Source organism: Rhodococcus quanlei (genome assembly GCF_055231015.1).
On sequence record NZ_JBUYWD010000006.1, the window covers coordinates 70,352 to 96,348 of the forward strand.

Sequence of the window (25,997 nt, forward strand, 5' to 3'; positions counted from 1 at the left end):
ACAGGTCGTGGTTAGTTCGTGCAGCTCAGCTGTCTTCGAGTAGCGGTTCGATGAGGCGAGCGGTGTCTTCGAGTCCGGCACACCACTCGTCACGAGGTGCCGGGCCGATGTGGTTCGAGAACAGGTCACGGAGAACGATCAGAATCCCGTAGGACGTATCGAGCGTGATGGCGCACGCATCGACCAGATCTGGGTCGAGTTTCAGAAGCGCGTCACGACCGTTCACAGTGATGGGCTCCGCAAATTCTGCTGTCTTTTCCTGCTCTTCTGCAAAAGTGACGTTTCCCGACAGAACGCTCAACCCATACCGACGTACGGGTGTGTCGAACTCGCATCCCAAGAAGGTGTAGTCATCCAATGCATAGTCCGTCTTGTTCTTGGATGCGGGGTCATAGCCTGCTTCTGAGATGACCTCGTCGGGTATGTCGAGGCACGGATCGAAGGCGACAGGCGGGCGTCCGGATTCGTCGGTAATGCGGGGAACCCGCGTAGTTGACTCCCCACCGGATGTGTCTGACGACGCCTGTGATCCCGACTCTCCACATCCTGTGAGGACCACCGCGCACAGAGCGAGGGCGGAGGCAATCGTTGAGTGCTTCACAGTTGTTCGGTCGATCCGATCGCACGGATAGCCTGGTATAGATCGCTGTCGGCATCTTCGAAGCCTCTGCCGTTCGCTTCGAATGTGGTGCGCAACAGCATTACGGCGTCTCGAAATTGCACTAGCCGGTTCCTTACTGACCCTGGTGAATTGACCAGTTTGTCCTCGAAACCGCGCTGCAACTGTTGAGCGGAGTCGAATCCACCGAAACCTGATACCTGATCGAACCTGCTTGATATTTGTATCGCGTCGTCGAACTTCGCGATCAGATCGTCGCAGAGGGCGACGCATTCGGCTGCTGTGCCATCATCCAAGTAGAGCGTTTCGGTCATGAAGTCCCCCGGTTCGGTGCGGTAGGCGCCAGTCGAGGCGCGATGTTACCGCATCGCTGGCGGGGAACTTCCTGCGAGCGAACCACTCAGAATCGCTGACGGATGGCGGGAAGAGGAACTGATGTAGCACTTGGAAGCGTTCGACAGGTCGTCGAATCTCCTCGCTCGTGACTACCGGCTGCCCGGTCTGACAACCGATATCCTCCGGGGGCTTCTCGATGTTGGCGCCACCTACGAGATCGACGGAGTTGCCTACCCTCCGGAAGCTGGCGCATACGATGTTCCGGTGCCGGCACTGGCCGACCTCGCCAAGTACCTTGACGATGCATTCGTGGTGGACGATTCCTGCGACTACCAAGTCGAGTTCTACAGCGAAGAGAACTGATGGCGACTCGGCAGACATAGCTGCGGTCAGTGACATCTCGCATTGTGCTCCGGCGGCGCCTGCGACACCATTGCGCGGTGCCGACACCCTCCGACTTCCTCGTGCGTTTCGCTACCCAACCATCCGGTGCGGCCGGGTCACGGAATCACGCGCTGGTTGGTCCGCTCCCCGATGTTTGTGTGATTCACGGGCGGGAAGCTTCCCGCCGCATCAAGATCAATGTGCAGTCCAGGCCGACGGTTCCATACGACTACCAGGCGGATCTCGAGCGACTGACCACGTTGGGTGACGGCCCGTTTGCTCGTTGGATGCAGCGGACGGCCAAGACTCACTTCGTGGCTACTTCCTGGCCGGTCTGCAGTGATTGCGATAGCGCCTTGCGGAGACCGAAACGCGTTGCCGCGCTCACTGCGGTGGCGGGTGTGGGCGCACTTGTGTTCGTCGTCATCGCACTGCTGGTCGGCGGTCAACAGACGTGGCTCGGAATCCCGATGTTCGGCGGTATCGCCGCATTGCTGTACGCGCCCCTGAACATCGTGGACCCGTTCGAGGTCACCCATGCCGTCACGTCTCTCGACGGCACCGAGATCTCGGTACTCGAGCCGCATTCGAACTTCGCGATGGCGTTGGAGGACGGCGCGTAGCGCTCTCGGTGAATCCCCCGGCGGCTGGTGATTGCGAGTGTGCCGGCACCGGATAGGGTGCTGTGGCGTCCGATTTGCCGAGTTCGATGTTGGCCCAGTCGTCCAGGGGGAGTGTTCGTGAGCGAACCGATTTATGTCAGTGATCCGGAGTACTTTCAGGCTGCCGACTGGAGTCCAGAGCGGCTTCGCGAGGTTGCCCAGTCGATGACCCCGGCGAATGTCGATTCGGTTGTCGGAGTGTGGAAAGGGTTCGGTGCGTCCGGCGCGACGCAGATCACCGACTTCGTAGCGGCAGTGCGACGTGAGATCGAGTTGGGCTGGTCGGGTACGGCAGCGAGTGCCGCGGACGCCAAGGCCGATGCGTATGGCAGGAGCGCCGAGCCGCTGAAGGGGGATTTGCTCAGCACGGCCGGTGCGCTGGATCCGATCTATCAGGCTGCCACACGTCTCAAGGGCGGGGCCGTGCCGGAAGTTCAGGATCTGAGCTTCTGGGATCACCTGACTCCGTGGAAGACCGACACCGACGACGAGTACTACCGGCGTCATCAGGAAGCCCTGGACGCGATGAACACCATTTATGTTCCCGGCGTCGTAGGCAGCGACGGCACGGCCCAAACATTCACCAAGCTGCCCGAGATCGTCACCCCGCCCGACCCAGGGGCTGCCGGTCCGAACTCGGGCTATCTCGGCGGTCCTGGAAGCTCCGGAAGTCCCGGCACCGGAAACCCGGCAGGACCTACCGGTTCCCCGACGGCCTCGCAGGCGTCTCCGGTGGGCGGCCCGCAGTCGGGCGTGCCAGGGTCTCCGATGGGTGAGGGTGTCGCCGACCAGTCCGGTATGGCATCCGGGCTGGGCGCTGGCGAACCGGCGAGCACCGGTGCCGCCTCGGCAGCGGGCATGCCCACGATGGGTGGTGCCGGACTCGGTGATGCGTCGCGTATGGGTGGTGTCCCGAGTGCTGCGGGTGTCGGTGGCGGCTTGGCAGGTGGTGGTGCGACTGGCGGGGGTGCAGGCGGAGGCATCGGTGGTGGTGTTGCGGGTGGTATTCCGCCTGCGGCCGCGGCGGCCCCGAAAGCGCCGGGTTCTACGGGGGTAACCGGTGGCGGTGGCAGAATCGGTGGCACGGCCGGTGTCGGTGGTGTCCGTCCGATGGGGATGGGCGGCATGATGGGCGGCGGAGGTGCCCGCGGGGCCGGCGGCAATGACGACACCGAACATCAGACGCCCGGATACTTGATCACCCTCGAGAACGGCAACGAACTGATCGGCAAGATGCCGACCGTGGCGCCTCCGGTGATTGGCGCATGAGGATCGCCAATTGGCAGTTGCGTGGCGACCAGTTCGGTGCGCTGTGGGACGCGGCCGGGCAGGACCGCCCGCCGTTTCCCTTTTCGCCGACCAGTGCGGCTCGCACATGGGGTGCCTTCGAGTACGAGCAACGCCGGATACAGGAGGCGTTCGCCGGGAAGGATCGCGACAATGTTCGCCTGGCGATGCGGATTTTGGCGGAGCCCGAGGTGTTCGTCGAAATCTCCGGTGAGACGGTCGAGAAGACGCCGATCCGGATCATCGGTGCCCAGCTGCAACGCTGGTGCGCCGCTGCGGTTCAGGAACCCGGTGCCACCCCTGCTGCGGGTGGGGATGTGGTGCTCGGAGCGGGTATCACCACCGATCTTGCTTCCCTGCTGGTCGGTCAGATCCCGCAGAATGCGGCGGGCAAGCGGACGTTCGCGCGCAACGATGTCACCGAGGACGATTACTTCTCCCAGGGCATTCTGAGAAGCGCTGGTGCGGCGGGGGCCGCACCGAGGCTCGAGGACGCCATGCGGGCCGGGTACGCCGGCAGGGGAACGATCCGCGTCTGTCAGGGGCCGCGTCATGTTCGTGGTGAGGTGGGCATGATTCGTTGGCTCGACGTGGCTGGCGACGGCCGGTACATGATCGGCTCTCGCGATCCGAATGCTGCCGTGCCCGCAGGTCCGCAACTGGTGGTGTCGACGTTGGAGTCATTGATCGCCCGTGGTCTACGCGCTCAGCGTGAGCTGGCCGAACAGTACTGGTAGAAGGAGGAACGGATGAGCGACAACGAGCAGACCACACCGTCAGGTGCCCCGCAGGGCGGTTCCTGGAAAGCTGTCACCGACCTCGCCCTCGGCTCAGGGCACCTCGACCTCGACCCTGAGGCGATCAAGCGTTGCATCACACTCTGCGATGACCACGCAATTGCTATGGGCGAATTCGCTGAACGCGCCAGCCGTGAACTTCACGTCGATGCACTCGGGATCGGCGAAGAGTATTTGGAATCGGCGCGACAGTTGACGCAGAAATTCAAGGACAAAGCCATCGGCGGCGGGCAAATCGAGGGCTGGAACTCAGCGGTGGGGCTGTTCCGTTCGCACCAAAGCCACGCTCTGGATATGAAGTCAACCTTCGAAGCTGTTCTCAAAGCCTACGAAGAGCAAGAAGGCATCACCACCGACTCCCTCAACGCACAAGGAGACACCCTCTCATGAGGGCCACGTATCGGCTCGCCACCGGCGCGGTTGCTGCGGCACTGATGGTGTCGCTGACGGCCTGCTCATCTGATGAGCAGGAGGCTGCTCCGCCGGAGTTGCCGGCGTTGACGTTTCACCCGTGCAATGGTTTCGGGCCCGATGCCCGTGCCGTCGCGGGCATCGACGGGAAAGTCCCCAAACGCTACCCAGATCGTGAGCAGCCCTTCCAAGCTCGGGAGTGCTCCTATCATTCCGATGATCCGTACACGTCGGTGCTGATTTCCTCCAACCGCATACCCTGGTCCAAAGCCGAGGATGACGAGCGGCTCACCCTCGTGGAGGACACTACGGTCGCCGGTCACCGTACCCGGGTTCATGATTTTCCGGGTGGGCTGCAATGCATCGCATCAGTGGATTTCGACCCCAATGTGCTGGAAGTGATGGTCGGGTACCCGTCGCCTGGTTATCCGCCTGTCGGTCCCGGTGCTATCGAGAGCCCCGAGCAGGCGTGCACGTTCGCTCTTCAAGTCGTCGAGGATCTAGCGCCGTATTTCCCTGACCACCTGTGAGGCCTGGTGTTTCGGGGTGTGCGGCACCTTTGAGCGGCGGCGGACCCGCTACCGGCACGAGTCGATAGTGTGGGCCTGGTGGTGCGCGGAGGTCGCCTGGCGGACCGCGGCGCCGGCGCGAAACCCGCCTCCGCCACCCGAGACCTGTACGGCCGGTTCCCCACGTTCGCTGACGGCCGCTGCGATTGGGCGACCGCGATGCACCGTGTCGCCGCCGTCGACGCACGCCGCACGAGCCGCTGACACCACCCGATGTCAGCGGCATCCGACACAATGAAATTCCCGCCGCGCCTGGAATCGAGGCCAGCCATGACGGCCGGCAGCGCACAGCCGTCGGCCCTGTATCTGCAGTTGCAGGAGGCGCGCGAGGCGCACCGGAACACCCGACGGGCACTCATCGAACTGGCCCGCGAATACGCGCTCCTCGCGCCGGCGGAACTCGACGTCGACACCCTCGGTGAACCCACCATCGCCGCCCACGAACTCGAACTCGCAAGGACCGGGCTACGTGATCTCCTCGCCGGATCGCACGACATCGACGACACCTTCGACCGTGTCTTCAGAGCGGCCAGCAGACTCCTGCGGCCCCGCACATAGAACAGGGAACAGAACCCTCACCAGGGCCGGCGCCAGCGAAGAACCGTCCGTCGGATACGTTGCCGGGGCCTCAACGCGCCAGCAGTTTCGCCTTCTGCGCCTCGAACTCGGCGTCCGTGAGGATGCCCTGATCCCTCAACCCCGCGAGCTTCATCAGCTCGTCCGCGAGCAGCGACGGCCCGGACTGTCCACCCGGTTGAGGGCTGGTGTGGATCGGGGCCGCAGCCGACGAACCCCGATTGCCACCGAAGTCCTTGTGTGCCCGGAACCATCCCTCGATCTGCTCGGCAACACCGTGCGCGACATCGGCCGTAGCGAGGGTGGTGCCGTTGCCGAGGATCAGCAGACGACGCTGTAGCATCTTCTTGCCACGCTCGACCGAGAACCCGGTGACGTCAGCGATCCTCACCCTGAACGCGTGAGAGAACTCCGTCGGCCGCTTGTACGCTGCCATCCCATCGTCGTATTCGATGATCCTGCCGAACGCTCCACTGTTCATTCCACGCCCCAGAGGGTGGGTTGTTGAGGTCATGCGTCTACTCGATTCCCACGATTAAGTGTGCCCGGAATGGGCGATCGATTATCGCACGTAGACGATGGTGCCCCATGGGCGGTCTGCCACCGCCACACAAGGCGACGACCTCGCATGATATTTCCGAGATCGGTCGGGTCATGTGTCGTCGCTGTCGCTGTCGGCCTGTGCATCCGGTGAGTAGGAGGCTGGCCCGCCCGAGTTGCCGCCGTTGACGTTTCACCCTTGCGATGGTTTCGGACCCGACGCCCGCGCCGTCGCCGGCATCGACGGCTGGGGAACCTCAAACGATGGTCCACCCACGAACAACTACGCTTGACGAACGAGACCTGGATCGCACTGCAAGCGTCGCGAATGGCGCCTCTGCAAGCTCAGTCCGGTCCAGTTTGCGGCATCAACGAGTCCGCACCTGGGCCAGACCCACTCGATTCGACGAGCCACTGAACTCTGAGCAGTCCCATTCAGCTGGTATGGATATGGCGTGACGAGTGATGACACCGACAGCGACTTCCACGCGCCATACCTCAAAGGCTTCGTGATGATCCTCCCCGAGGGGATTCCCGTCCCTGATCAGCAAGTCTGGAGCTTCGAGACCGACGAACCGGAACCACTGCTCGACGGCATTCAACTTGCGCATACTGCGAGTTCCACTTGTCCTTTCCCATCTGATGGAGTGGGTCGAAACTTTGTTTCCCTCCGCTTCTGGCAAGTGGAGGACAAGTCGCAGTCGCCGTTCGAGGTCGACTTACGACACCTGGTTGACGCGTTTGAGCGCGTTCATCCGAGGGAGTCGAAGCAGTCGATTGACGGTGACCTGGGTAGGACCCCACCTGCTTTTATGCGTCATCGCACGGCGGTTGAGGCAGTCACCTTCGTGGCATCGAACGAGGACCTATTCGCGACGGAGACGAAACCGGACCCGCTTACCAGGTGTCTTGACAAGCTCTTCGAATGGCACCGCGCGTACCGGGTGATCGCGAAGAAATCAAGTGAAGAGCTGACGTACCAGAGGCTCTCCCCGATTGTCTTGACGTTCCGACGAACGCTCGCAGATGAGACCGTCACTCCCGACGGAATCATGATGCTGGACTCAAGAAACATCGCACTTGGTTCGATGGCGGACGACATCGGCAACATCGATCAGGATTTGCTTGCAGTATGTATGACGCGACTCACGCATGGCGATCCTGTGACTTCCTTCGTTGAACGCCGCAGTAATGCGAACCACGAGTTGCTGGTCAACGGCGACAATGGTGCATCCATTGTTCAGCTTGCTATCGCGTGTGAGGTCGCGCTGGATGGGCTACTGAAGATGCTTTTATGGGAGCAGGGAACGAGTGAGTCTGATGCAGCGAAGCTCTTTTCAGGTGCTCTCGCTGCGAGGGTTAAGACCCAGTACGGAAGTCTGCTCGGTGGCAATTGGGATATTACGTCGGGGGTCGTTGGTCGTTGGTACAACGAGGTTGCCAACATGCGGAATCGCGTCGTACATGCTGGCTACAGGCCCACCGTTGCCGAGGTTCGCGCAGCGATGGAGGCGGCGGACGCGCTTGCGAACTTCATCAGCGATCGTTTGTGCGATAAGTTCCGAACCTTCGAGAAGACCGCCTGGCTGTTCCTCGGGCCAGACGGATTCAAGTCCCGGAACCGTTTCTCCCGGCCGGTTCGAAACTGGCTTAATGCCCTGCCTCCAAACGCAGTGATCGATTGGGTACGCGAGTACGCTGCGTGGCGCGACGAGGCGAATGCACAGATTCAGATCCGACGTGCAAACACATAGGAGTACCGCCACACAAGCAGCGCAAGTCCTCGTAGGGGCAACGTGACTGGCGTAATTGAGTAACCCGCTGCCCTTCGTCAGTCGGGATACTGACATGGCCAACTCACTAATTGGGTGACCGCCAACCGAACGCGACGCTCAACAGCACAGTCTGCTGGCTTCGGACGTGTAGTGCAGTAGACGCCAGCAGCTAACTACACCCCCTTCATCGCGTGATCGACCTCGCGTACCTGCAGACAGCCTGACATCAGACGTGGCAAAAGTGAGTCACGGACATCTGCCAACTTCTCCGATTCCATGTCAGCTTGCCATGCGCGCTTGTCTGCTGATTCAAGCAACTCCACTACTTGCGCGCTTTCGGATGTGGGTTCCGGAATGCGATACGCAAGGAAGTCTTCGCGCTTGAGTCCGAGATTGGTGGTGCCCGTTGCGCGCTCGCGACAATAACTGCGGTAGGCGGGCGATCTGAGATGCCAGTACACATACCGTGGATCGATTTCAGCTTTGTCGAACCGTAGTTTTACTGTGTCCTGCGTCAGTCGTCCAAGCTCGATATCTGGCGGCATTCGTGCGACTGCGCCCAGTAGGTCCGCCGTATGTGTCACGTCCTTCAGTGACACGTACACATCGCCAGATCGCACGAGGGTTCGCTCCGGGCATTCGCCACCGTAGGATTTGAGATTCGTGCGCTTGAACCCACCGCCCCGTTCGATCGAGCCGAGGCCAAGCAATACCGGACCATCCTGACCGAGGAGAAGGCTTTGGTAAGTGTTCCCACGCACAATCTGGGCGTAGTGCCCCACAGTTCGATCATCCGCTCGATTCGGACGTCCGAGTCCACCGGCTCGGAGATGAGTCATTGCCAGTTCGTCTGTGAGTTTCCGGATCTCGCGGTTCGCGGCGATCTTGTCGTCGAGGGCGCCGAGGACCTCGGCGATGGCGTGTTGCGTAGATAGGGGGGGGACCTTGACCATCATGTGCTTCAGGTGGGTGGGGCCAAAGTGCCGCATAACGCTTCCCACACCCATTGCTTCGACCTGCGCTTTGAAGTCAGGGGCCTCCAGTAGATGGCGGATGAATTGTGGAGTGATCTGACGCCGGTCCCTCGGCCGGAACCGGATGATCCCGGTGTAGGGGATTGCTCCGGCGGCATCTTCGGTGACAATGGCCACCTCGCCCAGTGACGCCGAGGTGCTCAGCAAGACGTCTCCTTCTAGAACGCGAAAGTGTGACCACTTAGTGCTTGCAAGCTCGGGCGCCAAATGATTGCAACCGTCGAGGAGGCTGGCCCCATACTTGAGTCCGGATAGTCGTATGAGAGGAACACCCGTGGGGTGAAAGTCCTTTGCAAGGATCCCGGGACCCTCACGAAAATCCAGAACCGCGGGCAAGCGATAGGATTCCCAGACTTCGTTGGAGTCGCTCATTTCACCCTCCCCAACTGTTCGCGCACGACGGCCTGCAAGCGATCTGACTCCTCGAACCGAGCGAACAACTCGCTCGTCAACCGTTCGAGCTTCTCTTCGATCGGCTCGCCATCGTCCTCGAGCGGTGCGGCACCGACGTACCGGCCCGGCGTCAGTGCGTAATCGGCTTCCTTGATTTCCGCCAATGATGCGGAGTAGCAGAAGCCTGGTTCGTTGACGTACTCGATACCGGACGCTGATTCCGTTCCCCGCCAGGCGTGGAAGGTCTGGCCGATCTTGCTGATGTCGTCATCGCTGAGTGCCCGCTCGGCGCGGTCCACCATGTACCCCAAGTTCCGGGCGTCGATGAACAGCACCTGCCCCTGACGGTCGATCGAACCCTTCGGGCCCACCGACTTGTCCTTCGCGAAAAACCACACGCACACCGGAATTCCCGTGCTGCGGAACAACTGCGTCGGCAACGCCACCATGCACGACACCAGATCGGCCTCCACCAGCTGGGCGCGGATATCGCCCTCGCCGCCCGAGTTCGACGACATCGAACCGTTCGCCATCACCACACCGGCACTGCCGCGTTCCGCCAGCTTCGAGATGATGTGCTGAATCCACGCATAGTTCGCGTTGCCGGCCGGCGGCACACCGTACTTCCAGCGTTTGTCGTCCTCGCGGCGCGACCAATCCTTGATATTGAACGGAGGATTGGCCATCACATAGTCGGCCAACAGATCCGGGTGCTTGTCCTGGGCGAACGTGTCCTCCCAGCGATCCGCCAAATCACCCGTCACACCGTGAATCGCAAGGTTCATCCGAGCCATCTGCCAGGTGCGCTGATTCAGCTCCTGGCCGTACACCGCCACCTGCGTCGGGTTGCCGCCGTGATGTTCGATGAACTTCTCCGTCTGCACGAACATGCCACCCGAACCACAGCACGGGTCGTACACCCGTCCGTTATACGGCTCCAACACCTCCACCAGCACACGTACCACGCCTGCAGGCGTGTAGAACTCGCCGCCCCGCTTGCCCTCGGCGCGGGCGAACTTCTCCAAGAAGTACTCGTACACCTCACCCAGAACGTCGCGGGCCTTCTTCGCGCCGTGACCGGTGAACCGGGTATCACCCAGCAGGTCGATCAGCTCCCCGAGCCGGCGCTGATCCACACTCACGTTGTTGTAGAGAATCGGCAAGGTGCCATTCAGTACCGAAGCGTTCGCCGACATCAGCGAGCGCATCGCATCGTCGACGATCTGCCCGATCGTCTTACCGGCCACCCCGCCGATTTCCTGGGTGCCCTTGGCATTCTGCGACAGATACGACCAGCGCGCGGTCTCGGGAACATAGAACACCCCGCTGCCGACGTATTCGTCCTGGTCGTCGATCAGGTCCGCGATCTGCTCCTCGTCCATGCCGTCCGCCACCAGCTCCTCCCGGATCTGTTCGCGCCGCTCGTCGAACGCATCCGAGACATACTTGAGGAACACCAGACCCAAGATCACGTCCTTGTACTGCGACGCGTCCATCGACCCGCGCAGCTTGTCCGCGGCCTTCCACAGCGTGTCCTTGAGTTCCTTCATGGTCGACGGCGCAGACACCGCCGCCTTCTTCTTCGGTGGCATGGATCAGCCTTTCTCGGGGGAGGTCGGGGGCTTGCCGGACACGGTCAGCACACCGTGTGCCAGACCGTCGACAAGGGTGGACGTGAAATCGTCGAGGTTGTTCAGGAGTTCTTCTGCAGTTCTGCGTCGTTCACGGATATCGGACAGCGCGTCACGCACTGCGCCAGTCTGATCGGCTGCGAGCCGCGGGACGTGCCAATACTTCCAGTCGTTGCCGGAGCGGATGGCCTGCTGTGGTCTGATGCGCGGCGCAGACGCGGCGATATGGCGCGCCACGAGTTCGGGGACGAGCCCGGACCGCTCGGGATCCTTCACCCGCAGCACCCGTGCCGGTGCGAGCACCACCGCGGCACCGTCGTGGTCGACGATGGCGGATACCGCAGGGTTGGCGCAGAACACGATGTCGCCGGGCTCGGTGTACCGCGCGTTCGGATGCTTGGTGGCGAACGTGTACCGGTCGATGCCGCGAACCCCGATCCGGGTGCGGCCGAGCACCTCGTCGACACCCAGCACCCGAATATCGCCGCCGTCCACCACATCCGACGCATCGATCCGGTGGCCGGGAAGGAGCTTGACCCGCTTCTGCGCAGCCAGTTCGCCGAGCGTCGGCAGGGCGGTGCCACCCGGTTCGCGGTACTCGAGCGACACCTCCAGCGGCTCCTCGGCCCGGGTCGCTCGGTGGTTGAGTGCATCCAGGGTTTCGAGTGCCTGCGCCGCCAACTCGGCACCCGAGGGCGTCCGCCTTCGGGTCGTGGTGCGCGGCGCCAACCCGTGCTGGTCGTTGGCGAGAAGTTTCGCGGTCATCCGGATCGCGCCGTGCCGGAAGGCGTGTGCCCTGACGGCACCAGTGGTGCCCATCGCGGCGGTCACATCGGAGACGATCGCCTCGATGAGCGGCTCGTCCAGATCGGTGGCGCTCACATCGGCGGTGACGGTCCACCGGTCGGCAGGTTTGATGGACGGGTCGGCGGAGCCGAGCACCCATATCGCCATCGGCAAACCCGGTCGGGTGGTCAGCAGGCCTTCGGGCAGCCGCATCGCGGCACGCAGCCTGTCCGAACGCAGCAGCCCTGCCCGGATCAGACGTGCCTCGCGGTCGGCGATCGGATCGACCAGGGCGCTCGCGGGGCCGAGCACCACGCCCCGGTGATGTGGGCCCATCTGCAACACGATGTTGTCGATGTGCTCGAGAACCTGCGCGTCCGACAGGCCCACCGTGGACGGAGACGGGAACTGGGTGAGGAACATGGCGGGACCGTCGATGGTGAAACCGTCCGCGAAGCCGCCCGCCGGCGCCTTGGTGCGTCGCCAACCGTGAACGGCCAGACGTCGACGCGCCAACCGTGAACCAGCAGTGTCCGATGTACCTGTCATCGCGAGGGGTTCGTCGAACTCGGGGAGCGCCTGGCGGAGCGCGATCAGCAGGTCGCTGCCGTCCACCGACGGATCGACGAACACCTCGTGCTCATCGGTAGCCAACGCGGCGCACACCCTGGCGCCCAGTTCCAGCGCGCGGGGAGCCAATGCACTGTCGGCCAAGTCGGCGCGTTGCATCCGGAAACGCTGCGCCATCAACGATTCGAACGCCTGCGCCGGTGTGTAGGCGGCATCGGCCATCTGATCGACGTACCGTGCGAAGGTCTCGCGTTGGTCGCCGAGCGCGTCGACTTCGGCGAACAGGAACTCGTCGTCCGGGTCGAGTTCGTCGGCCTCGTCGAGAAGGTCTTCACCATCCATCTCGGAGAGCTGATCGGCGAGCATCGCCTTCACGCACAACAGCGCGGTGATGCCGTGGAATGCGGCGTCCGCGGTGAGCTCGGACCGGTGGTCCAGCGCGGCGAACATCGCGAGGTCTTCCGACAGACTCTCGCTGTTCCCGAGGCCACGCGCACGAATCCACTCGACCACCTCGGGGCCGGCGAACAACTCCTCACGGCCGCGGGTGGAAACAGCCGTCGGAAACGGTGCGTCAGTGGCGCGGTACCGCGCCACCCACACCGACACGACGGGACGTTGCACCCGCGCCAGGGCCGCGATATCCGGCTTGCTGAGTAACAGGGTGGACGCGGTGTCAGGCATCGAACTCGTCATGGATGTCGCACCCCCTTCGTAGACTCGGCGAAACCAGCCCTCACAACGTAGCTCATCGGTCCGACGTGAATTGCGACTCGTTCGATAACCCCCCTTATCGACAGATTCGATGCTTTTGTCTGGCGCTCGATCCACAGTGGTCCTCGTCGCTACGAACGAGGGAGAATCACATGCTCGCCGCCATTCACATTCGCCGCACCGATACGCCCGAGGGGGAGCGCACCTACGCAGCCATCGCCTGGGAACTCGGCGGCGAATCCCAGGTCCTCGTGTTCGGCCGTGAGGGTAAGACCTCCGAATCGCGCTACGCCGCCGGCCTGGACGCCTTCGCGGCTGCGGTCGATATGAGTATGCAGAACGGAACGCCCGCCCTTGTTCACATCACCGACGCGGGGTTGCGGCGCGAGATCGCTGCCGTCGCGGAGTCGTTTCCCTCCGTGCAACTGGTCGACGTTGCGCGAGGACGGTTTCTGCCGATGATCGACCGGGCGGCGCGCCGCATCGGGGACGAGGTCGAGCGGCTGCGGTGCGAACACCAGCAGCGCCGCCTGGACGAGCGCGCCGCGTTGCCCGAACTCGTCGTCGCCACCGACGCATCGAAATCGTTTCGCCGTAGGGGCGTCGGAGTGGCGTGCGTGAGCAGCGAGGGTCAGCACCGTCAGAAAGTCCACCCGCGCACCGGGTCGGTCCTGGCCGGTGAACTGCTGGCAATTGCGTTGGCAATCAAGACGTTCCGCAACCGCAAGCTCCACATCCTGACCGACAGCAAGCATGCGATCGCGTGCCTGAAAGCCTCGCACGCCGAACTGGTCACGAAAGGTGGCGGGGAAGTTCTCACCAACGTCGACGACATTCACCGCCTGCTCCACGGCCGCGAGGTGCGGATCTCTTGGGTGCGAGGCCATTCCGGTCACCCGCTCAACGAGGTCGCCGACCGTCTCGCCGTCTCGGCACGCAGAACCTTCGAAGCCGCAGTGCCGGCCGACTCGCGCCGCCTGATCGGTCGCAACATCGTCAGCTCGCTCGAGCTTGCCCGTCCCGCCGCCTGAGTAGGAGAAGACATGCACGAATGGATGGACGTCTACCGGGAACTCGGCTTCGAGGGCCCCGACTCCTACGACACGATGAGCGCGAGGATCGACGGCGTCGACTTCACCGCGTGTCAGATGCCCGGCCGGCTCGTCAGTGTCGTCGTCACCTGGCGCAGCGCCGATGAGGGCGGCTTCCGAGAGATCGTGTGCGGCGCAACCTGGGATGCCCGGCAGGTCCTCGAAGCGCTGTCCGGTTTGTCGCAAGCCGGAGAGTGTACCCCCAGCTCACCGGGTTCATGACATACGTATGGTCGAATGATCGGCGATCTCGCTGAGGCTCTAACATCAATCCGAATGTGAAACAAGTCACTGCTGTTGTCGGCGTCGGCGCAGACATCCTGGCGAAGTAGAAAGAGCATCTGACGATGACGACACCCGTGCACTACCGCGATGCGGTGTTTGCGTACATCGAGACGGCGAAGTCTCCTCAGGCCATTGTTTCCGCGTGCGTGTTCGCCGCGAGCGACCGCTCCACCGACGACCTCGTGCAGTGGATGGCCGAGCGTGCCGCCAAGCTTGCACCACTCCGACGGAAGATGGTCCGTCCACTGGGCGATATCGGCACACCGGTATGGGCCGACGACCCGCACTTCGATCCGGGTCGTCACATTCACGTCCACGACGCCGACGATTGGGAAGCGCTGTGTGCGCTGCTCCCGGCCATTCATGCGGCACCGTTCGACTGGTCGCGGCCATTGTGGGAACGCCACCTGATCCGCGGCGTGCGCGGCATCGACGGCCGAGACGAGCCGTGTGACGTGGTGGTCGGAAAGGTGCACCATGCCGTGGTCGACGGCAAGGGCGGCGCCGAACTCATCCGAACGCTGTTCAGTGCCGAACCACTACCCGATTACGTTCCCGAGAAGCCGACCACGCGGGCGGCGGTGACAGCACGCGCCGTTGCAGCGTTTCCGGTTACCTGCGGTCGGCTCGTCGGTGATCTGGTCCGGTATCGGCGCGCCCGGAAGCAGGTGCGTGCCGAGGCTGCGGCAGGCCATTGGACGAAGCCGGTGACGCAGTGGCCACGGACCGCCATCAACCGGAAACTCGGCCCCGACAGAGTCGTCGATGCGGCCTTCTTCGAGATTGCCGCGCTGAGTGCGGCCGCCGAGAAGATCGGTGATGCCACCGTCAACGATCTGGTGCTGGCGATCATCGGTGGGGCACTGGCGGACTACCTCGGTGAGGTCGACGGATCATTGGCAGCCACGGTCCCCATCTCGACTCGGGACCTGATCGACGGGGAAACGCGGAACCGGTTCACGACCGCAACCGTGAACCTGCACACCGAGATCCCCGATCCGGTGACGCGTGTTCGTGCAGTGCACGACGAGGTGCGGGCAGAGTGGGCACGAAAGCTCAGCCCTGCGCACATCCGCGCCGAGGCCGCGGCGCCGCGCCTGCCCGGCTTCGCGATCCGCGCCGCGGTCCGGGTGTTCGGCGCGCTACCGAAGAAGTCGCCGACCATACCCTTCGCCAATTTTCTCGCGACCAGCGTGCCGATGGGTTCGGCCGAGGGGTGGGAGTTGGCCGGGTCTCCAGTCCTCGGGCACTTCGGCATGACCACACTGGTGTATCCGGGAGGGGTCGGTTACCTGATCACCTCGATCGGTGATTGCCTCACGGTCAGCGTGACCGCGGACCCACGTCAGGTTCGTGATCTCCCCGAACTCACGGCACTGATCCGTCGCGGCTACGAACAGCTCATGAAACGCACTGCCCCCGCATCCGAGGCCGTCGACGAGGAGGGCGGACTGCTCGGTGCGTGAATGCACCGCTGCGCAGTGGTGACGTACGTATGGTCGGCCTTGTGGCGATAATGGTGACAGGGGCAACGGGAAATATCGGACGCATGGTCGTCGACCACCTGCGCGCACGGGATGCAACCGATGTGCGGGCGCTGACCAACAAACCGGACAGGGCGAAACTCCCGGACGGAGTGGACGTCGTCAAGGGGTATCTGCGCGACCTCGACAGCCTCACCGGTGTGTTCGACGGGGTGGAGGCGATGTATCTGGCCCCGACCCCCGAAACCACGGCCGACGTGCTGAAGCTCGCGAAGGAAGCCGGCGTCCGGTACGTCGTCGACCTGTCCGGCGAGCACGAAAGCCACTGGGGTGATGTGACACGGGCAGTGGAAGACTCCGGGATCGAGTGGACGCACCTGTGGCCGGACGAGTTCATGGAGAACACCACCATGCTGGCCGAGCAGATCAAGAATCACGGCGTGGTGCGCGAGCCGTTCCCGGATTCGGCGAGCCCGCTGATCACCATGAACGACATCGCGGAAGTAGCAGCGGCACTTCTCCTGAGCAGGGATCGCATCGGGGAATCACTGTCCATCACCGGCCCCGAAACTCTCAGTCGCCGCGAGGTGGTGCGTCACATCGGCGACGCGTTGGGGCGCGAGATCGAGTTCCGGCAGGTTTCGGTCGAGGAAGGCATCGAAGCCCTCACCCCGGCGATGGGCGAGTACGCGCGGTGGTATGTGCAACTCAAGGAAGGTGACGGCGCCGGATACGTCGTGCCCGCGAACGATCTGGTGGAGCAGATCACCGGACGACCCGCCACCGGCATCGACGAATGGTTGCAGACGCACGCCGATGCCTTCCTCTGACCTCAGGCCGAGATGCGGGGATCAGGCACCTTCTCGGCGCCCAGCGCCAACGCTTCTCGCACGTAATCGGGATGGGCGTCGCTGATCACCAGGTGCTCTCCGTCAGTGCTTACGGACGCCTTCGCGAACTCGTGGAACCAGTTCCACGACTTCATGGCAACAATCAGCACGAACAGCCCGGCATACAGCGATAGGGAGGCGAGGAGGTCGTGTGACGTCGCGGCCAGCGCCTTTGGCACGGGGATGAACAGGCACAGCGCCGCGGTGAAGAGGGCCGCGGTTCGCAGTCGACGACGGCGCCGCCAACTGCGGCACGCTCCGCACCCGTGAGCGGTGACTTCAGTCGAAGGAGCGTTGCGTAGGCGGTTGGCGCCGCGTGACAACGGGCCGGCCCCTGGCGCAAAGAGGTCGTGCGCGATTTTGGCCGGGCCGGATTTCCGTTCGAACTCGGTATCCGGATTCGCCCACACCCGCCCCCGCGTGGACCAGGCGGAGGGTGCACCGTGCGTCACGCACAGTCGAGGCTCCGGGTGCACGGGGAACCTGACCAACTTCCGTACCCGAGTGTCTGCCTTCCAACGGCCCAACTCTTCGTCGCTACCGTTGCGTAAGGGGAGGGCGACTCGCTCGGCGGTTGCTTCGGGCACGGCTGTAATGGGTGACTCCTTCTGATTAGTGGCGGATAGCGACTCAGTTGCAGCGGTCGAAGGCAAGTCCGAATAGCCATAACCGACCGCTTGTTACGTCGGTTCCGTCTGTTACCAGGGCCGATAGAACGTGTCAGGCATCGCATTTTTGCTGTGTCCCTCGTCACATAACGAGTAGGTAACAGTTTGGCTTCAATTTCGCGTCTGGATAGATGACCAGCAAAAACGCTCTGACAAGCGAAAATAACATGGACGGTCGTCCACGAAATCGCGCCGTGACCTTTCCGTGATGTTTCTTTACCGTCGTTCTCAGCCAGAAACGCTTCGGGTCCGACAAACCCGAACAACGGACCGAAACACCCCGGACCTGCCATCTGCCAGATCCTGCCCCGCAGGCACCGGAATCCATACCCCCAAGGGGCAGGAACGAGAACAACAAGACCCAGGGTGCAACTGTGCACGGGCTTCTCGTCGGCGGGTGTGGAGAGGATTTACCCCGCATGACCAGTATCAACATCAAGCATGCCCTGGGCGCAGCCGCAACCGCAGGAGCGGTCGTTGCGCTTCCCGTCGCTTTCGGCGGCGGAGTGGCACAGGCCCAGCCCACCCACGACTGGTCGGGGGTCGCAGAATGCGAATCGTCCGGCAACTGGGCTGCCAACACCGGCAACGGCTTCTACGGCGGCCTGCAGTTCAAGCAGAGCACCTGGAACGCTTTCGGTGGATCGGGCAACGCGGCCAACGCCAGCAAGGCAGAGCAGATCCGCGTCGCAGAGAACGTCCTCGCAGGCCAGGGTGTCGGTGCATGGCCCGTCTGCGGGCAGTACCTGACCAGCGGCACCACCCCGGGCGCCGCCGCACCGGCAGAGCAGGCCGCAGCACCTGCCCCCGCGCCGGGACCGGCCCCTGCAGCTCCGCCGGCACCGGCAGACGTGCAGAGCTACATCGTCAAGCTCGGTGACACCCTGTCCGGCATCGCGCTCACCGAGCAGGTGTCCCTGCAGGATCTGGTTGCACAGGTCGTCAACCCCGACCTGATCTACCCGGGTGACGCACTGACTCTCGGCCCCACCGAGGCGCCGGCCCCGGCCGCACCCGAGGCTCCCGCCGCACCCGAGGTTCCTGCCACACCGGCACCGGCACCGGCCGACCCGGTCGCCGCTGCCACGCAAGCCGTGCAGGACATCGTTTCGCCCGTCGTCGGCACCCTCACCTCGAACTTCGGCAGCCGCTGGGGCACCCAGCACGGCGGCATCGACGTCGCCGCCCCGATCGGAACCCCGGTCGTCGCGACCGAGGGCGGCGAGGTGATCAGTGCAGGACCGGCAGACGGCTTCGGCCAGTGGGTGCGCATCCTGCACGCCAGCGGCGCCACCTCGGTCTACGGCCACATTCACGAGTTCCTCGTCAACGTCGGCGAGCACGTGTCCGCCGGCCAGCAGATCGCGACCGTCGGCAACCGCGGCCAGTCCACCGGCCCGCACCTGCACTTCGAGGTGCACGACGCCGCCGGCATCAAGCTCGATCCGGCAGCGTGGCTCGCCGATCACGGCGTGATCCCCAGCTGGCTCCGCTGATTCACGCCACACGAACCGAGGACGACCGAGTCCTCCGTCTGGTGCAAGACCCGGAAAACCCCCGCTGTTCGCGGGGGTTTTCTGGGCTCGGACCGGTCGGCAGAATCAGGGGCTTTCGAAGGTGAAGATCCGGCAGCCGCGCATGTTCGCGGCCGCGACGACCTCCGTGGCGCGGGTGGTCTGGTTCTGCGCCGCGAGGTTGTTCGCGACCGTGGCCTGATCGTCGCAGAAGCCCTGCAACGACGAGTCGGTGACGGGATTGCTGATGTACGCGTCAGCGGAATCGGCGAAGGCGGCGGAAGCGACGATGGTCGCGGCCATCGCGACCGAAACCATTGCCGCCGCCGCAGCATGGCGAATCATGACAATCTCCCGTGAAACAGCGTGAGCAGAGGATCGGTCACCCCATCATCCACCGATCGGGGGCCCTGCACCAGCATCGATTACTGCAAAACCACGCGCACACGCTGCGCCGCGACGGTCGCGTCCTCGTGCTCCCACACCCGGACCACGGTCCACCCGGCGGCGGCCAGTCGCTCGTCGGTGTCGCGATCACGCCGCACATTCGCGGCCAGCTTCTCGGCCCACCAATCGGCATTGTTCTTCGGCGCCGTCGCGTGTTGGGGACAGCTGTGCCAGAAGCAACCGTCGACGTACACGGCAACCTTCCGCTTGGGAAACACCAGGTCGGCGCGCCGTCGCAATCCTCGGACCGGTGCCCGATCCACGAAGTACCGGTAGCCGCGGCGGTGCAGTTCCCTCCGCAACGCCATCTCCGGCGCGGTGTCGCGTCGGCGCTGCGCAGACAGTCGCGCGCTGGTGGCGGGGTCGGTGGCCGGCATGGTCTACGCGGCCGCCTCCGGGAAACCGCCCATCCGGGCGAGATGACTCTCGACGTCGTCGATGAATCCGGGGGCGAAGCGCAGATTCCCCGCCCGCGCGCGTTTGAGGAAACCCGCCGTTGCCCTTGCCGACAACAGCCTCGAATCTTCGAGGAAACCGCTCAGATCCTCGTACGGCTGCTGCACCGGCCAGGTGGACGTGTGGACGCGAACCGTGTGCCCGTCGCGCCCCCACGCAGCCGTCGGCCAGGCGTCGCCGCGCACGAGGGTGCTTTCGGTTTCGTCGCCGTAGGGGATCGGGCGGGAGAGCCGCTCGGCCACCCATGACGCCATCCGCACGCTCACCGCGTTGCCGACGAGTTTCCACCGGTGACTGTTACGCATGCCCGGTGCCTCCGCGGCCGGGGCCGTCCACTCCGGATCGAAGCCTTGGAGGCGTTCGGCGTCGAGCAACCCCGGTGTGACGATCTCACCGGACGGCAGGTGGACGGCCGGGGGACTGGCGATGCCCACCGACGAGCCACCCTTGAGAGTCGGCACCGCGTTGACCGCCCAGCCCAGGCCGCGGGTTCCCTCCGTCCAATAGAAGCCGCACGGAACGTCCCGGAAGTCCTCGCCGGGACGTTCACCGGCATCCTCACCGAACAGAATCGTGCGCGGATCCTCGGTGCGGGACGCAAGCATCAACACCCGCTGCCGGCGCTGGGGGAGTCCGAAGGCGCGCGCATCCACCACCCGGTACGCCCACATGTAGCCGAGGTCCTCGAGCGCATCGGTGATGTGCCGCATCGCGGCGCCCCGGCCGAGCTGCAACATGAACGGCACGTTCTCGATCAACAGCCAGCGGGGGCCTTTGCGCCGTTTGACCAGACGAAACACCTCGTCCACCAGACCCGAACGCGAACCGGTGATACCGGCGGTGCGTCCCGCCTGCGACAGGTCCTGACAGGGGAATCCAGCGGCGACGAGTTCGATGTCGGCGGGCAGCGAACGCAGCGTCGTCACGTCCGGATGCAGGGGGACCTCGGCGAAACGCTTCTGGAGAACGGCGCCCGCTCCGGGGTCGATCTCGCAGAGCAGTTCGGTGTTCCAGCCGTGTTCGCGCAGGCCGAGTTCGAGCCCGCCGATACCGGCGAACAAACCCACCATGTTCCCGGTTGTCGTCACGGCACCCTCTCTCACGAACAGTCAGCACAAGACGTTACTCGAGATTCGAGCGCTCCATGACCAGCGACCTACCGAAATGCTGGGGCGGCTGCATGTATGGGAAAATTTCCGCCGCGTCCGAACTGGGCGCACGTGCACACCGGGGGAGGAAACGCTCTGTGGACCAATTGATCGTTGTCGTCGGGCTCATGCTCGGTACCGTTCTGATCGTCGGCTTGGGTGACCGGTTTCATGCACCCTGGCCGGTGCTGCTGACCCTGATTGCTGCCGGTGCAGCCTTCATTCCCGGTATTCCGCACGTCGCGTTGGAGCCGGAACTGATTCTGCCGTTGTTCCTGCCGCCGCTGTTGTGGGCGCTGGCCCGGCGAACCTCGTGGGCAATGTTCCGCGACCGCTGGAAATCCATCGTTCTGCATTCCGTCGGCCTGGTGTTCGTGACGACCGCCGCGGTGGCGTGGTCCGCGTGGGCACTGGTCCCCGGCATCACCGTGGCCGCCGCCATCGCCATCGGCGCCATGTGCGCACCACCGGACCCGGTAGCAGTCGAAGCGGTTGCCGAGCCCGTGGGCATCCCACGTCGCATCGTAGGTGTCCTACAGACCGAAGGCCTGTTCAACGACGCCGCCGCCCTCGTCGCCTTCCAGGCAGCGCTGGGCGCCACCATCGCCCGAGAGAATCTCGACTTCGGGTTCGAGGTGCTGCACTTCCTCTACACGGCCGGTGCTGCCGTGGTGGTCGGACTGATCGTCGGCTGGCTGGGATCGGCGCTGGTGGTGCGGATCGTCGACATCCCGGGACGTAGCGGTCTCACCCTGGTCATCCCGTTCGTCGTATACCTGCTCGCCGAAGAAATCCACGCGTCCGGCGTGATCGCTGTCGTCGTGGCCGCGGTGCAGATGAGTTCCGCCAACTCCGAGATCGAGGCCGAAGACCGGTTGGCCGGCGCCTCGTTCTGGCACGTGGCCGAACTGCTGATCACCGGCCTCGCCTTCGGTCTCGTCGGCCTCGAGTTCCGGTACATCGTCGACAACGCCGGTGACGACCTGTGGACCATGGTGGGCCATGGTGTGATCATCGGCGTCGTCCTCGTCGTGGTCCGGGGTCTGTGGATGGGGGCGACCTGGCTCGGGGTGCGCCGCTGGGGTGCCAGTGCGGCCTCGGCGCCGCGCACAGCCTCAGAGGCGCTGGTGATGACGTGGTGCGGCATGCGCGGTCTGGTGACACTGGCCCTGGCGTTGAGTCTTCCCGTCGCGGACTTTCCGTGGCGTGCCGAGGCCATCGTCATCGCCGCTGTGGTGCTGGTGATGAGCATGATCGTGCCGGGCTTCACACTGCCGTGGTTGGTGAAGTGGCTCGGAATCGCGCAGGTGGCGGACGCCGAGAACGCCGAAGAGCATGCGCTCGTCGAACGTGCCCGCACGGCAGCACTCGCCGTCGTCACGGATGCCCCGCCCGAACTCCCGGCCGAATCGGTCGCCCACATCAAGGCGCTGTATCACCGGTTCGAGGATGAATCTGCGCCCGGCATCCACACCAACGAGTACGCAGAGCACGTCGAAAAGCTCAAGGAGCGGCGGAAGGGGTTGCGGAGGCTGCAGCGCAATGCGCTGGCCGCGGCGCAGGCCGAGATGCTGTCGGCGCGGTCGGAGAAGGGACAGGACCCGCAGGTGGTCGACCGGGTGCTCGAGCGTCTCGACAGATTGTCGACAGCAAGCGACACCCAGTCCTTCCGTCACTGAAATTGTGCCCGACCTGCCGGTACGCGGCCCGTTGCCCCGTGGCGCGCCCGCGTCGCTTACCGTAGATGGGTGAACACGCCAGCGTCCGAAGCCCCGACCTGGCCCGCCGTGCTGACCTGGCGGGCACACAATGCACCTCGAATGGAGTCGGCGCGTGTGCAACTCAACGGTGATCGGATCAGAGCGTTCGGTCGCATCATCGGCGGTGACTGTCCGGAACATCCGGCTTTCAGCGCCTCGTACGACCTGGTGACGGACGAGAACGGTGTCACCAATCGGCTGTCGCTGCGGACGTCGATGGCCGCCGGCGAGCGTCAGATGTCGATCAGCCGCGACGACGAGGGTGTGTGGATGGTCGACAGCGGGTCACGCCATCAGCGGTCCACCTTCGACGGCGCACTCGACGTGGACGTGGTTCTCAGCCCACTGTTCAACACCCTGCCGATCCGGCGGTTCGGTATGAACTCGATGTCCGAGGACATCGAGGTGCCGGTGGTGTACGTGAAGCTCCTCGACCTCGAGGTGAACCCGGCAAGCATCACCTACAGCAGCGGTCCCGACGGCATCCACGTCCTGTCGCCGGTTTCCTCGTCGTCCGTGCACATCGACGGCGACGGTTTCGTCCTCGACTACCCAGGTCTGGCCCAGCGCGTCTGACTCCCCTCTGTGAGTGGTTGACGAGTCTCTGGACTCGCAGGCCGCTCACGGAAGTCAGTCGGGCCGACCTTGCAGCGCCGGTGCTGCGGCGGACAGCAGCGCCTCGCGGTCTCGGTTCAGCGGCGGATAGATGCGCCGGGTGTTGATGGTGACCTTGGTGGCTTTGGCTTGCCCTCCCTGCGACACGACTTCGCGATCCCATCCCTCGGTGTACACCGCTCCCGCGGGACCCAGATCGAGAACCGTGACGTACCAAGGGATCCGAAGTGCGAGCATCCGCTCGCCGAGTAGATCACCGACCACGTTGTAACCCGCGTACCGGCCCATCGGGCGCCCGTGCTGGCACGACATCACCGACAGGTGGTGCTCGTCCATGCGTGCGGCGGCGACGTCACCGGCGGCGAACACGTCGGGCGCCCCCGTCACCCTCAGAAAGTCGTCGACCGGCAGGCGTCCGAACCGGTCGCGCTCGACGCCGAGTTGTGCGGTCAACGGATTCGCTCGCATACCCGCACACCACACGACGGTGGCCGTGGACAGCATCTCCCCGGAGGAGAGCGTCACACCGTGCTCGTCGACAGCGGTGACGCCGACACCGGTCACCGTCTCGACACCGTTCTCCGCCAGTGCCGCTTCGATCACCGGCCGTGCGGATTCGCCCATGTCGGAACCGACGTGCTGGTTGTGGTCGATCAGGATCACACGCGGTGCCGGGTCGGTTCCCGGGAACATTTTCGCCAGTCTTCCCGGCAGCTCGGATGCCGTTTCGATACCCGTCAGCCCGGCACCGACCACCACGACGGTCGCCGCACCCGCCCGTGCCGGCCCGTCCACCAATGCGGCCAGATGCCGCTGGAGCCTCACCGCGCCGTCGTAGGTGTCCACATCGAAGCTGTATTTGCGCAGTCCGGGGATATCAGGTTTCACGACCTGGCTCCCCAACGCCATGATCAGGCGGTCGTACCGGTGCGTGCCCTGTTGCCCAACGGCCGAGACGGTGACGGTGCGCGCAGCGGCGTCGATCGCACTCACGTCGGCGACGACGTGCCCGACACCAACCGGGTCGAGCAGGTCACCCAGCGGGATGCGGCAACCGCTCAGGTCTGCCTCATAGTTGCGGACACGGATGTCATGGAACGGCTGCCGACTGATCATCGTGACATCGACGGAGTCCGTCGCATCGAGTTCACCTCGCCTGCGCGCAGCCCCCAGCGCCGCCCACAATCCGGCGAACCCGGAACCGAGGACGAGGACACGCTTCGAAACGGTCACCCCTCGATCGTCGCAAGTCTTGGCTGACGGCGTCCACAGTGACAGGACGCACCAATTTGGTGAGGAATCCCATTTCCTCTACGGTGCGGTGGGCGAAGTGCGTTTGGCGACCAGGAATTCAACCTGCGGATCCACGTGTTTGTCGGGCGCACGAGTAGCCACTGAGTCGGTAGCAGTCGACTGGGGCGAGCCATTGGGTGGATTCGGAACGATCATGCCGAGGCCTTCGAGCCTCTAGATCCGATCAGCAATGGGCAGCAGGGGTTCGACCGGTGTCATGCGCGTGACCGTCGCGCAAGAAGCGCGACGGTCCCCGTGGCGGCGGCTCCTACCAAGGCCCCGATCAACCCGTGATGGTGCGACGCCCACAACTGCGCGCTCGAGTCGTTGGCTTGGTCGTCGAAGACGCCGTGCGCGCCGAAGTCGCGACCACTCGGCCCGTCTGCGGGTTCCCACAGATTTTCCGGCTTGTTGGGGGCGCGGCGCTGAGCGGTCTGCTGTGACTCGAACCCGGTCCGAGCAAGGTAGCGGTCGAGAATGCCCGGTGCGATCGCGTTCGCTGTGAGAGTGCCTACGGTACTGGCTCCCACCCAGTACTCGCGTCGGCGAGGGTGGTCTGCGGCGTGCACGACGGCCCTGGCCGCGACCTCGGGCTGAAAGATCGGCGGTACCGGCTGAGCGTGGCGCGGCAGGCGCGACCGCACCCACGAGAATTGTGGCGTATTGACCGCAGGCATCTGCAACATCGTCACATGCACGCTGCTGGTGTCGTGCAGTAGTTCGCAACGCAATGCCTCGTTGAACCCCTGAATCGCGTGTTTCGACCCGCAGTAGGCGCTCTGCAAAGGGATGCCCCGGTAGGCGAGAGCGGAGCCCACCTGCACGATGGTGCCCGAATCCCGTGGCGACATTCGGTGCAGCGCCGCCATGGTGCCGTACACGAAGCCCAGATAATTGACCTCGGTCACCCGTTTGAACTCTGTTGGCGAGATGTCGCGGAACCGGGCGAACACCGACGTGAATGCCACGTTCACCCACACGTCAATGGGGCCGAGCGTGCCTTCTATCTCTGTTGCTGCTGCGTCGACAGCGCCCGGATCCGCCATATCCGTGGGCCAGGCGTGCCCGACACCGCCGGCGGTTTCGATGTCGCGGACGGCTCCGGCAAGTCCCTCTTCGCCGCGGGCGAGCACGGCCACGGCATCACCGCGGGCCCCGAAAGCGCGTGCCGCTGCGCGGCCGATACCGCCGCTTGCGCCGGTCACCACGACGACACGTCGTCGTGAAGCTGTGGTCATGATCCGTTCCTCCCGGTCGAGCTA

At 64.3% G+C, this 25,997-nt stretch carries 27 protein-coding genes and 2 pseudogenes; 17 read left to right on the plus strand and 12 right to left on the minus strand.

The features are described from left to right. Positions 1-25: 25 nt before the first annotated feature. Entirely contained in the window at positions 26-601 is a 576-nt protein-coding gene (locus tag ACZI8Q_RS04525; RefSeq protein WP_463372309.1) for a DUF3558 domain-containing protein, read from the minus strand. Further along, entirely contained in the window at positions 598-933 is a 336-nt protein-coding gene (locus ACZI8Q_RS04530) for a hypothetical protein (protein ID WP_463372310.1), read from the minus strand. The genes ACZI8Q_RS04525 and ACZI8Q_RS04530 overlap by 4 nt, the downstream gene beginning before the upstream one ends. Before the next feature lie 130 nt (positions 934-1,063). Between ACZI8Q_RS04530 and ACZI8Q_RS04535 the strand changes: the two genes are divergently transcribed. The 8 genes from ACZI8Q_RS04535 (at position 1,064) to ACZI8Q_RS04570 (ending at position 5,623) form a co-directional block, all read left to right on the plus strand. Further along, on the plus strand, positions 1,064-1,318 hold the full coding sequence (locus ACZI8Q_RS04535; RefSeq protein WP_463372311.1) for a hypothetical protein: 255 nt from the start codon (positions 1,064-1,066) through the stop codon (positions 1,316-1,318). A gap of 77 nt (positions 1,319-1,395) precedes the next feature. After that, positions 1,396-1,962: a hypothetical protein gene (locus ACZI8Q_RS04540; protein WP_463372312.1), complete on the plus strand. Its 567-nt coding sequence runs from the start codon at positions 1,396-1,398 to the stop codon at positions 1,960-1,962. A gap of 117 nt (positions 1,963-2,079) precedes the next feature. Continuing rightward, on the plus strand, positions 2,080-3,270 hold the full coding sequence (locus ACZI8Q_RS04545) for a hypothetical protein (protein WP_463372313.1): 1,191 nt from the start codon (positions 2,080-2,082) through the stop codon (positions 3,268-3,270). Next, positions 3,267-4,025 carry an ESX secretion-associated protein EspG gene (locus ACZI8Q_RS04550; protein WP_463372314.1) on the plus strand — a complete coding sequence of 253 codons (759 nt, stop codon included), beginning with the start codon at positions 3,267-3,269 and terminating at the stop codon, positions 4,023-4,025. The genes ACZI8Q_RS04545 and ACZI8Q_RS04550 overlap by 4 nt, the downstream gene beginning before the upstream one ends. Before the next feature lie 12 nt (positions 4,026-4,037). Further along, a complete protein-coding gene (locus tag ACZI8Q_RS04555) occupies positions 4,038-4,475 on the plus strand; it encodes a hypothetical protein (RefSeq protein ID WP_463372315.1) in 438 nt (145 codons plus the stop codon). Beyond that, complete coding sequence (locus ACZI8Q_RS04560; RefSeq protein WP_463372316.1) at positions 4,472-5,026, plus strand: DUF3558 family protein; 555 nt, start codon at positions 4,472-4,474, stop codon at positions 5,024-5,026. Before ACZI8Q_RS04555 ends, ACZI8Q_RS04560 begins: the two co-directional genes overlap by 4 nt. Before the next feature lie 78 nt (positions 5,027-5,104). After that, the gene (locus tag ACZI8Q_RS04565) at positions 5,105-5,269 is read left to right on the plus strand and encodes a hypothetical protein (protein WP_463372317.1); all 165 of its coding nucleotides are present in this window, start codon (positions 5,105-5,107) and stop codon (positions 5,267-5,269) included. Positions 5,270-5,335: 66 nt separating this feature from the next. Further along, positions 5,336-5,623 (plus strand): hypothetical protein, encoded by a 288-nt coding sequence (locus ACZI8Q_RS04570; protein WP_463372318.1) that lies wholly within the window; start codon positions 5,336-5,338, stop codon positions 5,621-5,623. 70 nt (positions 5,624-5,693) lie between these two features. On the opposite strand, the gene ACZI8Q_RS04575 is transcribed toward ACZI8Q_RS04570, so the two are convergent. Continuing rightward, positions 5,694-6,155: an SHOCT domain-containing protein gene (locus ACZI8Q_RS04575; RefSeq protein ID WP_463372319.1), complete on the minus strand. Its 462-nt coding sequence runs from the start codon at positions 6,153-6,155 to the stop codon at positions 5,694-5,696. A 481-nt stretch (positions 6,156-6,636) separates the two neighbouring features. On the opposite strand from ACZI8Q_RS04575, the gene ACZI8Q_RS04580 reads away from it, so the two are divergent. After that, the gene (locus tag ACZI8Q_RS04580) at positions 6,637-7,935 is read left to right on the plus strand and encodes a hypothetical protein (protein WP_463372320.1); all 1,299 of its coding nucleotides are present in this window, start codon (positions 6,637-6,639) and stop codon (positions 7,933-7,935) included. Between the two features lie 194 nt (positions 7,936-8,129). On the opposite strand, the gene ACZI8Q_RS04585 is transcribed toward ACZI8Q_RS04580, so the two are convergent. Genes ACZI8Q_RS04585 through ACZI8Q_RS04595 form a run of 3 tightly spaced genes read right to left on the minus strand, consistent with a single transcriptional unit; the run spans position 8,130 to position 13,066 of the window. Beyond that, positions 8,130-9,362, minus strand: coding sequence for a restriction endonuclease subunit S (locus ACZI8Q_RS04585; RefSeq protein WP_463372321.1), 1,233 nt, complete (start codon positions 9,360-9,362; stop codon positions 8,130-8,132). Further along, positions 9,359-10,975: a class I SAM-dependent DNA methyltransferase gene (locus ACZI8Q_RS04590; protein WP_463372322.1), complete on the minus strand. Its 1,617-nt coding sequence runs from the start codon at positions 10,973-10,975 to the stop codon at positions 9,359-9,361. Before ACZI8Q_RS04590 ends, ACZI8Q_RS04585 begins: the two co-directional genes overlap by 4 nt. Before the next feature lie 3 nt (positions 10,976-10,978). Continuing rightward, the gene (locus ACZI8Q_RS04595; RefSeq protein WP_463372323.1) at positions 10,979-13,066 is read right to left on the minus strand and encodes a hypothetical protein; all 2,088 of its coding nucleotides are present in this window, start codon (positions 13,064-13,066) and stop codon (positions 10,979-10,981) included. A 170-nt stretch (positions 13,067-13,236) separates the two neighbouring features. On the opposite strand from ACZI8Q_RS04595, the gene ACZI8Q_RS04600 reads away from it, so the two are divergent. The 4 genes from ACZI8Q_RS04600 (at position 13,237) to ACZI8Q_RS04615 (ending at position 16,774) form a co-directional block, all read left to right on the plus strand. Continuing rightward, entirely contained in the window at positions 13,237-14,115 is an 879-nt protein-coding gene (locus ACZI8Q_RS04600; RefSeq protein ID WP_463372324.1) for an RNase H family protein, read from the plus strand. Between the two features lie 12 nt (positions 14,116-14,127). Beyond that, a complete protein-coding gene (locus ACZI8Q_RS04605; RefSeq protein ID WP_463372325.1) occupies positions 14,128-14,397 on the plus strand; it encodes a hypothetical protein in 270 nt (89 codons plus the stop codon). Between the two features lie 125 nt (positions 14,398-14,522). Beyond that, positions 14,523-15,926, plus strand: a complete 1,404-nt coding sequence (locus ACZI8Q_RS04610) for a wax ester/triacylglycerol synthase domain-containing protein (RefSeq protein ID WP_463372326.1) — start codon at positions 14,523-14,525, stop codon at positions 15,924-15,926. 41 nt (positions 15,927-15,967) lie between these two features. Continuing rightward, complete coding sequence (locus ACZI8Q_RS04615) at positions 15,968-16,774, plus strand: NmrA family NAD(P)-binding protein (protein WP_463372472.1); 807 nt, start codon at positions 15,968-15,970, stop codon at positions 16,772-16,774. Between the two features lie 2 nt (positions 16,775-16,776). Here ACZI8Q_RS04615 and ACZI8Q_RS04620 read toward each other — a convergent pair whose 3' ends face one another. Next, positions 16,777-17,421, minus strand: coding sequence for a hypothetical protein (locus tag ACZI8Q_RS04620; RefSeq protein WP_463372327.1), 645 nt, complete (start codon positions 17,419-17,421; stop codon positions 16,777-16,779). A gap of 500 nt (positions 17,422-17,921) precedes the next feature. Between ACZI8Q_RS04620 and ACZI8Q_RS04625 the strand changes: the two are divergent. After that, a pseudogene (locus ACZI8Q_RS04625) lies at positions 17,922-18,485 on the plus strand (LysM peptidoglycan-binding domain-containing protein); the annotation flags it as partial. 189 nt (positions 18,486-18,674) lie between these two features. Beyond that, positions 18,675-18,998, plus strand: a pseudogene (locus ACZI8Q_RS04630) (M23 family metallopeptidase); the annotation flags it as partial. Positions 18,999-19,103: 105 nt separating this feature from the next. On the opposite strand, the gene ACZI8Q_RS04635 reads toward ACZI8Q_RS04630, so the two are convergent. From ACZI8Q_RS04635 to ACZI8Q_RS04645, 3 genes are all read right to left on the minus strand, one after another. Then, a complete protein-coding gene (locus ACZI8Q_RS04635) occupies positions 19,104-19,361 on the minus strand; it encodes a hypothetical protein (protein WP_463372328.1) in 258 nt (85 codons plus the stop codon). Positions 19,362-19,441: 80 nt separating this feature from the next. After that, positions 19,442-19,840 (minus strand): very short patch repair endonuclease, encoded by a 399-nt coding sequence (locus tag ACZI8Q_RS04640; RefSeq protein WP_463372329.1) that lies wholly within the window; start codon positions 19,838-19,840, stop codon positions 19,442-19,444. 3 nt (positions 19,841-19,843) lie between these two features. After that, positions 19,844-20,989 (minus strand): DNA cytosine methyltransferase, encoded by a 1,146-nt coding sequence (locus ACZI8Q_RS04645; protein WP_463372473.1) that lies wholly within the window; start codon positions 20,987-20,989, stop codon positions 19,844-19,846. A 176-nt stretch (positions 20,990-21,165) separates the two neighbouring features. On the opposite strand from ACZI8Q_RS04645, the gene ACZI8Q_RS04650 reads away from it, so the two are divergent. Together ACZI8Q_RS04650 and ACZI8Q_RS04655 are read left to right on the plus strand one after the other, a co-directional pair. Continuing rightward, entirely contained in the window at positions 21,166-22,746 is a 1,581-nt protein-coding gene (locus tag ACZI8Q_RS04650) for a cation:proton antiporter (RefSeq protein ID WP_463372330.1), read from the plus strand. Between the two features lie 69 nt (positions 22,747-22,815). Then, positions 22,816-23,403, plus strand: coding sequence for a putative glycolipid-binding domain-containing protein (locus ACZI8Q_RS04655; protein WP_463372331.1), 588 nt, complete (start codon positions 22,816-22,818; stop codon positions 23,401-23,403). A gap of 54 nt (positions 23,404-23,457) precedes the next feature. Here the strand turns inward: ACZI8Q_RS04655 and ACZI8Q_RS04660 are convergent, their stop codons facing one another. Together ACZI8Q_RS04660 and ACZI8Q_RS04665 are read right to left on the minus strand one after the other, a co-directional pair. Further along, positions 23,458-24,675 carry an NAD(P)/FAD-dependent oxidoreductase gene (locus tag ACZI8Q_RS04660; RefSeq protein WP_463372332.1) on the minus strand — a complete coding sequence of 406 codons (1,218 nt, stop codon included), beginning with the start codon at positions 24,673-24,675 and terminating at the stop codon, positions 23,458-23,460. 275 nt (positions 24,676-24,950) lie between these two features. Next, positions 24,951-25,973: an SDR family oxidoreductase gene (locus tag ACZI8Q_RS04665; protein WP_463372333.1), complete on the minus strand. Its 1,023-nt coding sequence runs from the start codon at positions 25,971-25,973 to the stop codon at positions 24,951-24,953. Between the last annotated feature and the right edge of the window lie 24 nt (positions 25,974-25,997).

Coding starts and splice junctions, on each gene's coding strand:
- ACZI8Q_RS04600 (WP_463372324.1), top strand. CDS start 13,237: ATGCTCGCCGCCATTCACATTCGCCGCACCGATACGCCCGAGGGGGAG.
- ACZI8Q_RS04550 (WP_463372314.1), top strand. CDS start 3,267: ATGAGGATCGCCAATTGGCAGTTGCGTGGCGACCAGTTCGGTGCGCTG.
- ACZI8Q_RS04610 (WP_463372326.1), top strand. CDS start 14,523: ATGACGACACCCGTGCACTACCGCGATGCGGTGTTTGCGTACATCGAG.
- ACZI8Q_RS04570 (WP_463372318.1), top strand. CDS start 5,336: ATGACGGCCGGCAGCGCACAGCCGTCGGCCCTGTATCTGCAGTTGCAG.
- ACZI8Q_RS04640 (WP_463372329.1), bottom strand. CDS start 19,840: ATGCCGGCCACCGACCCCGCCACCAGCGCGCGACTGTCTGCGCAGCGC.
- ACZI8Q_RS04635 (WP_463372328.1), bottom strand. CDS start 19,361: ATGATTCGCCATGCTGCGGCGGCGGCAATGGTTTCGGTCGCGATGGCC.
- ACZI8Q_RS04555 (WP_463372315.1), top strand. CDS start 4,038: ATGAGCGACAACGAGCAGACCACACCGTCAGGTGCCCCGCAGGGCGGT.
- ACZI8Q_RS04560 (WP_463372316.1), top strand. CDS start 4,472: ATGAGGGCCACGTATCGGCTCGCCACCGGCGCGGTTGCTGCGGCACTG.
- ACZI8Q_RS04575 (WP_463372319.1), bottom strand. CDS start 6,155: ATGACCTCAACAACCCACCCTCTGGGGCGTGGAATGAACAGTGGAGCG.
- ACZI8Q_RS04605 (WP_463372325.1), top strand. CDS start 14,128: ATGCACGAATGGATGGACGTCTACCGGGAACTCGGCTTCGAGGGCCCC.
- ACZI8Q_RS04645 (WP_463372473.1), bottom strand. CDS start 20,989: ATGGTGGGTTTGTTCGCCGGTATCGGCGGGCTCGAACTCGGCCTGCGC.
- ACZI8Q_RS04665 (WP_463372333.1), bottom strand. CDS start 25,973: ATGACCACAGCTTCACGACGACGTGTCGTCGTGGTGACCGGCGCAAGC.
- ACZI8Q_RS04530 (WP_463372310.1), bottom strand. CDS start 933: ATGACCGAAACGCTCTACTTGGATGATGGCACAGCAGCCGAATGCGTC.
- ACZI8Q_RS04590 (WP_463372322.1), bottom strand. CDS start 10,975: ATGCCACCGAAGAAGAAGGCGGCGGTGTCTGCGCCGTCGACCATGAAG.
- ACZI8Q_RS04595 (WP_463372323.1), bottom strand. CDS start 13,066: ATGACGAGTTCGATGCCTGACACCGCGTCCACCCTGTTACTCAGCAAG.
- ACZI8Q_RS04585 (WP_463372321.1), bottom strand. CDS start 9,362: ATGAGCGACTCCAACGAAGTCTGGGAATCCTATCGCTTGCCCGCGGTT.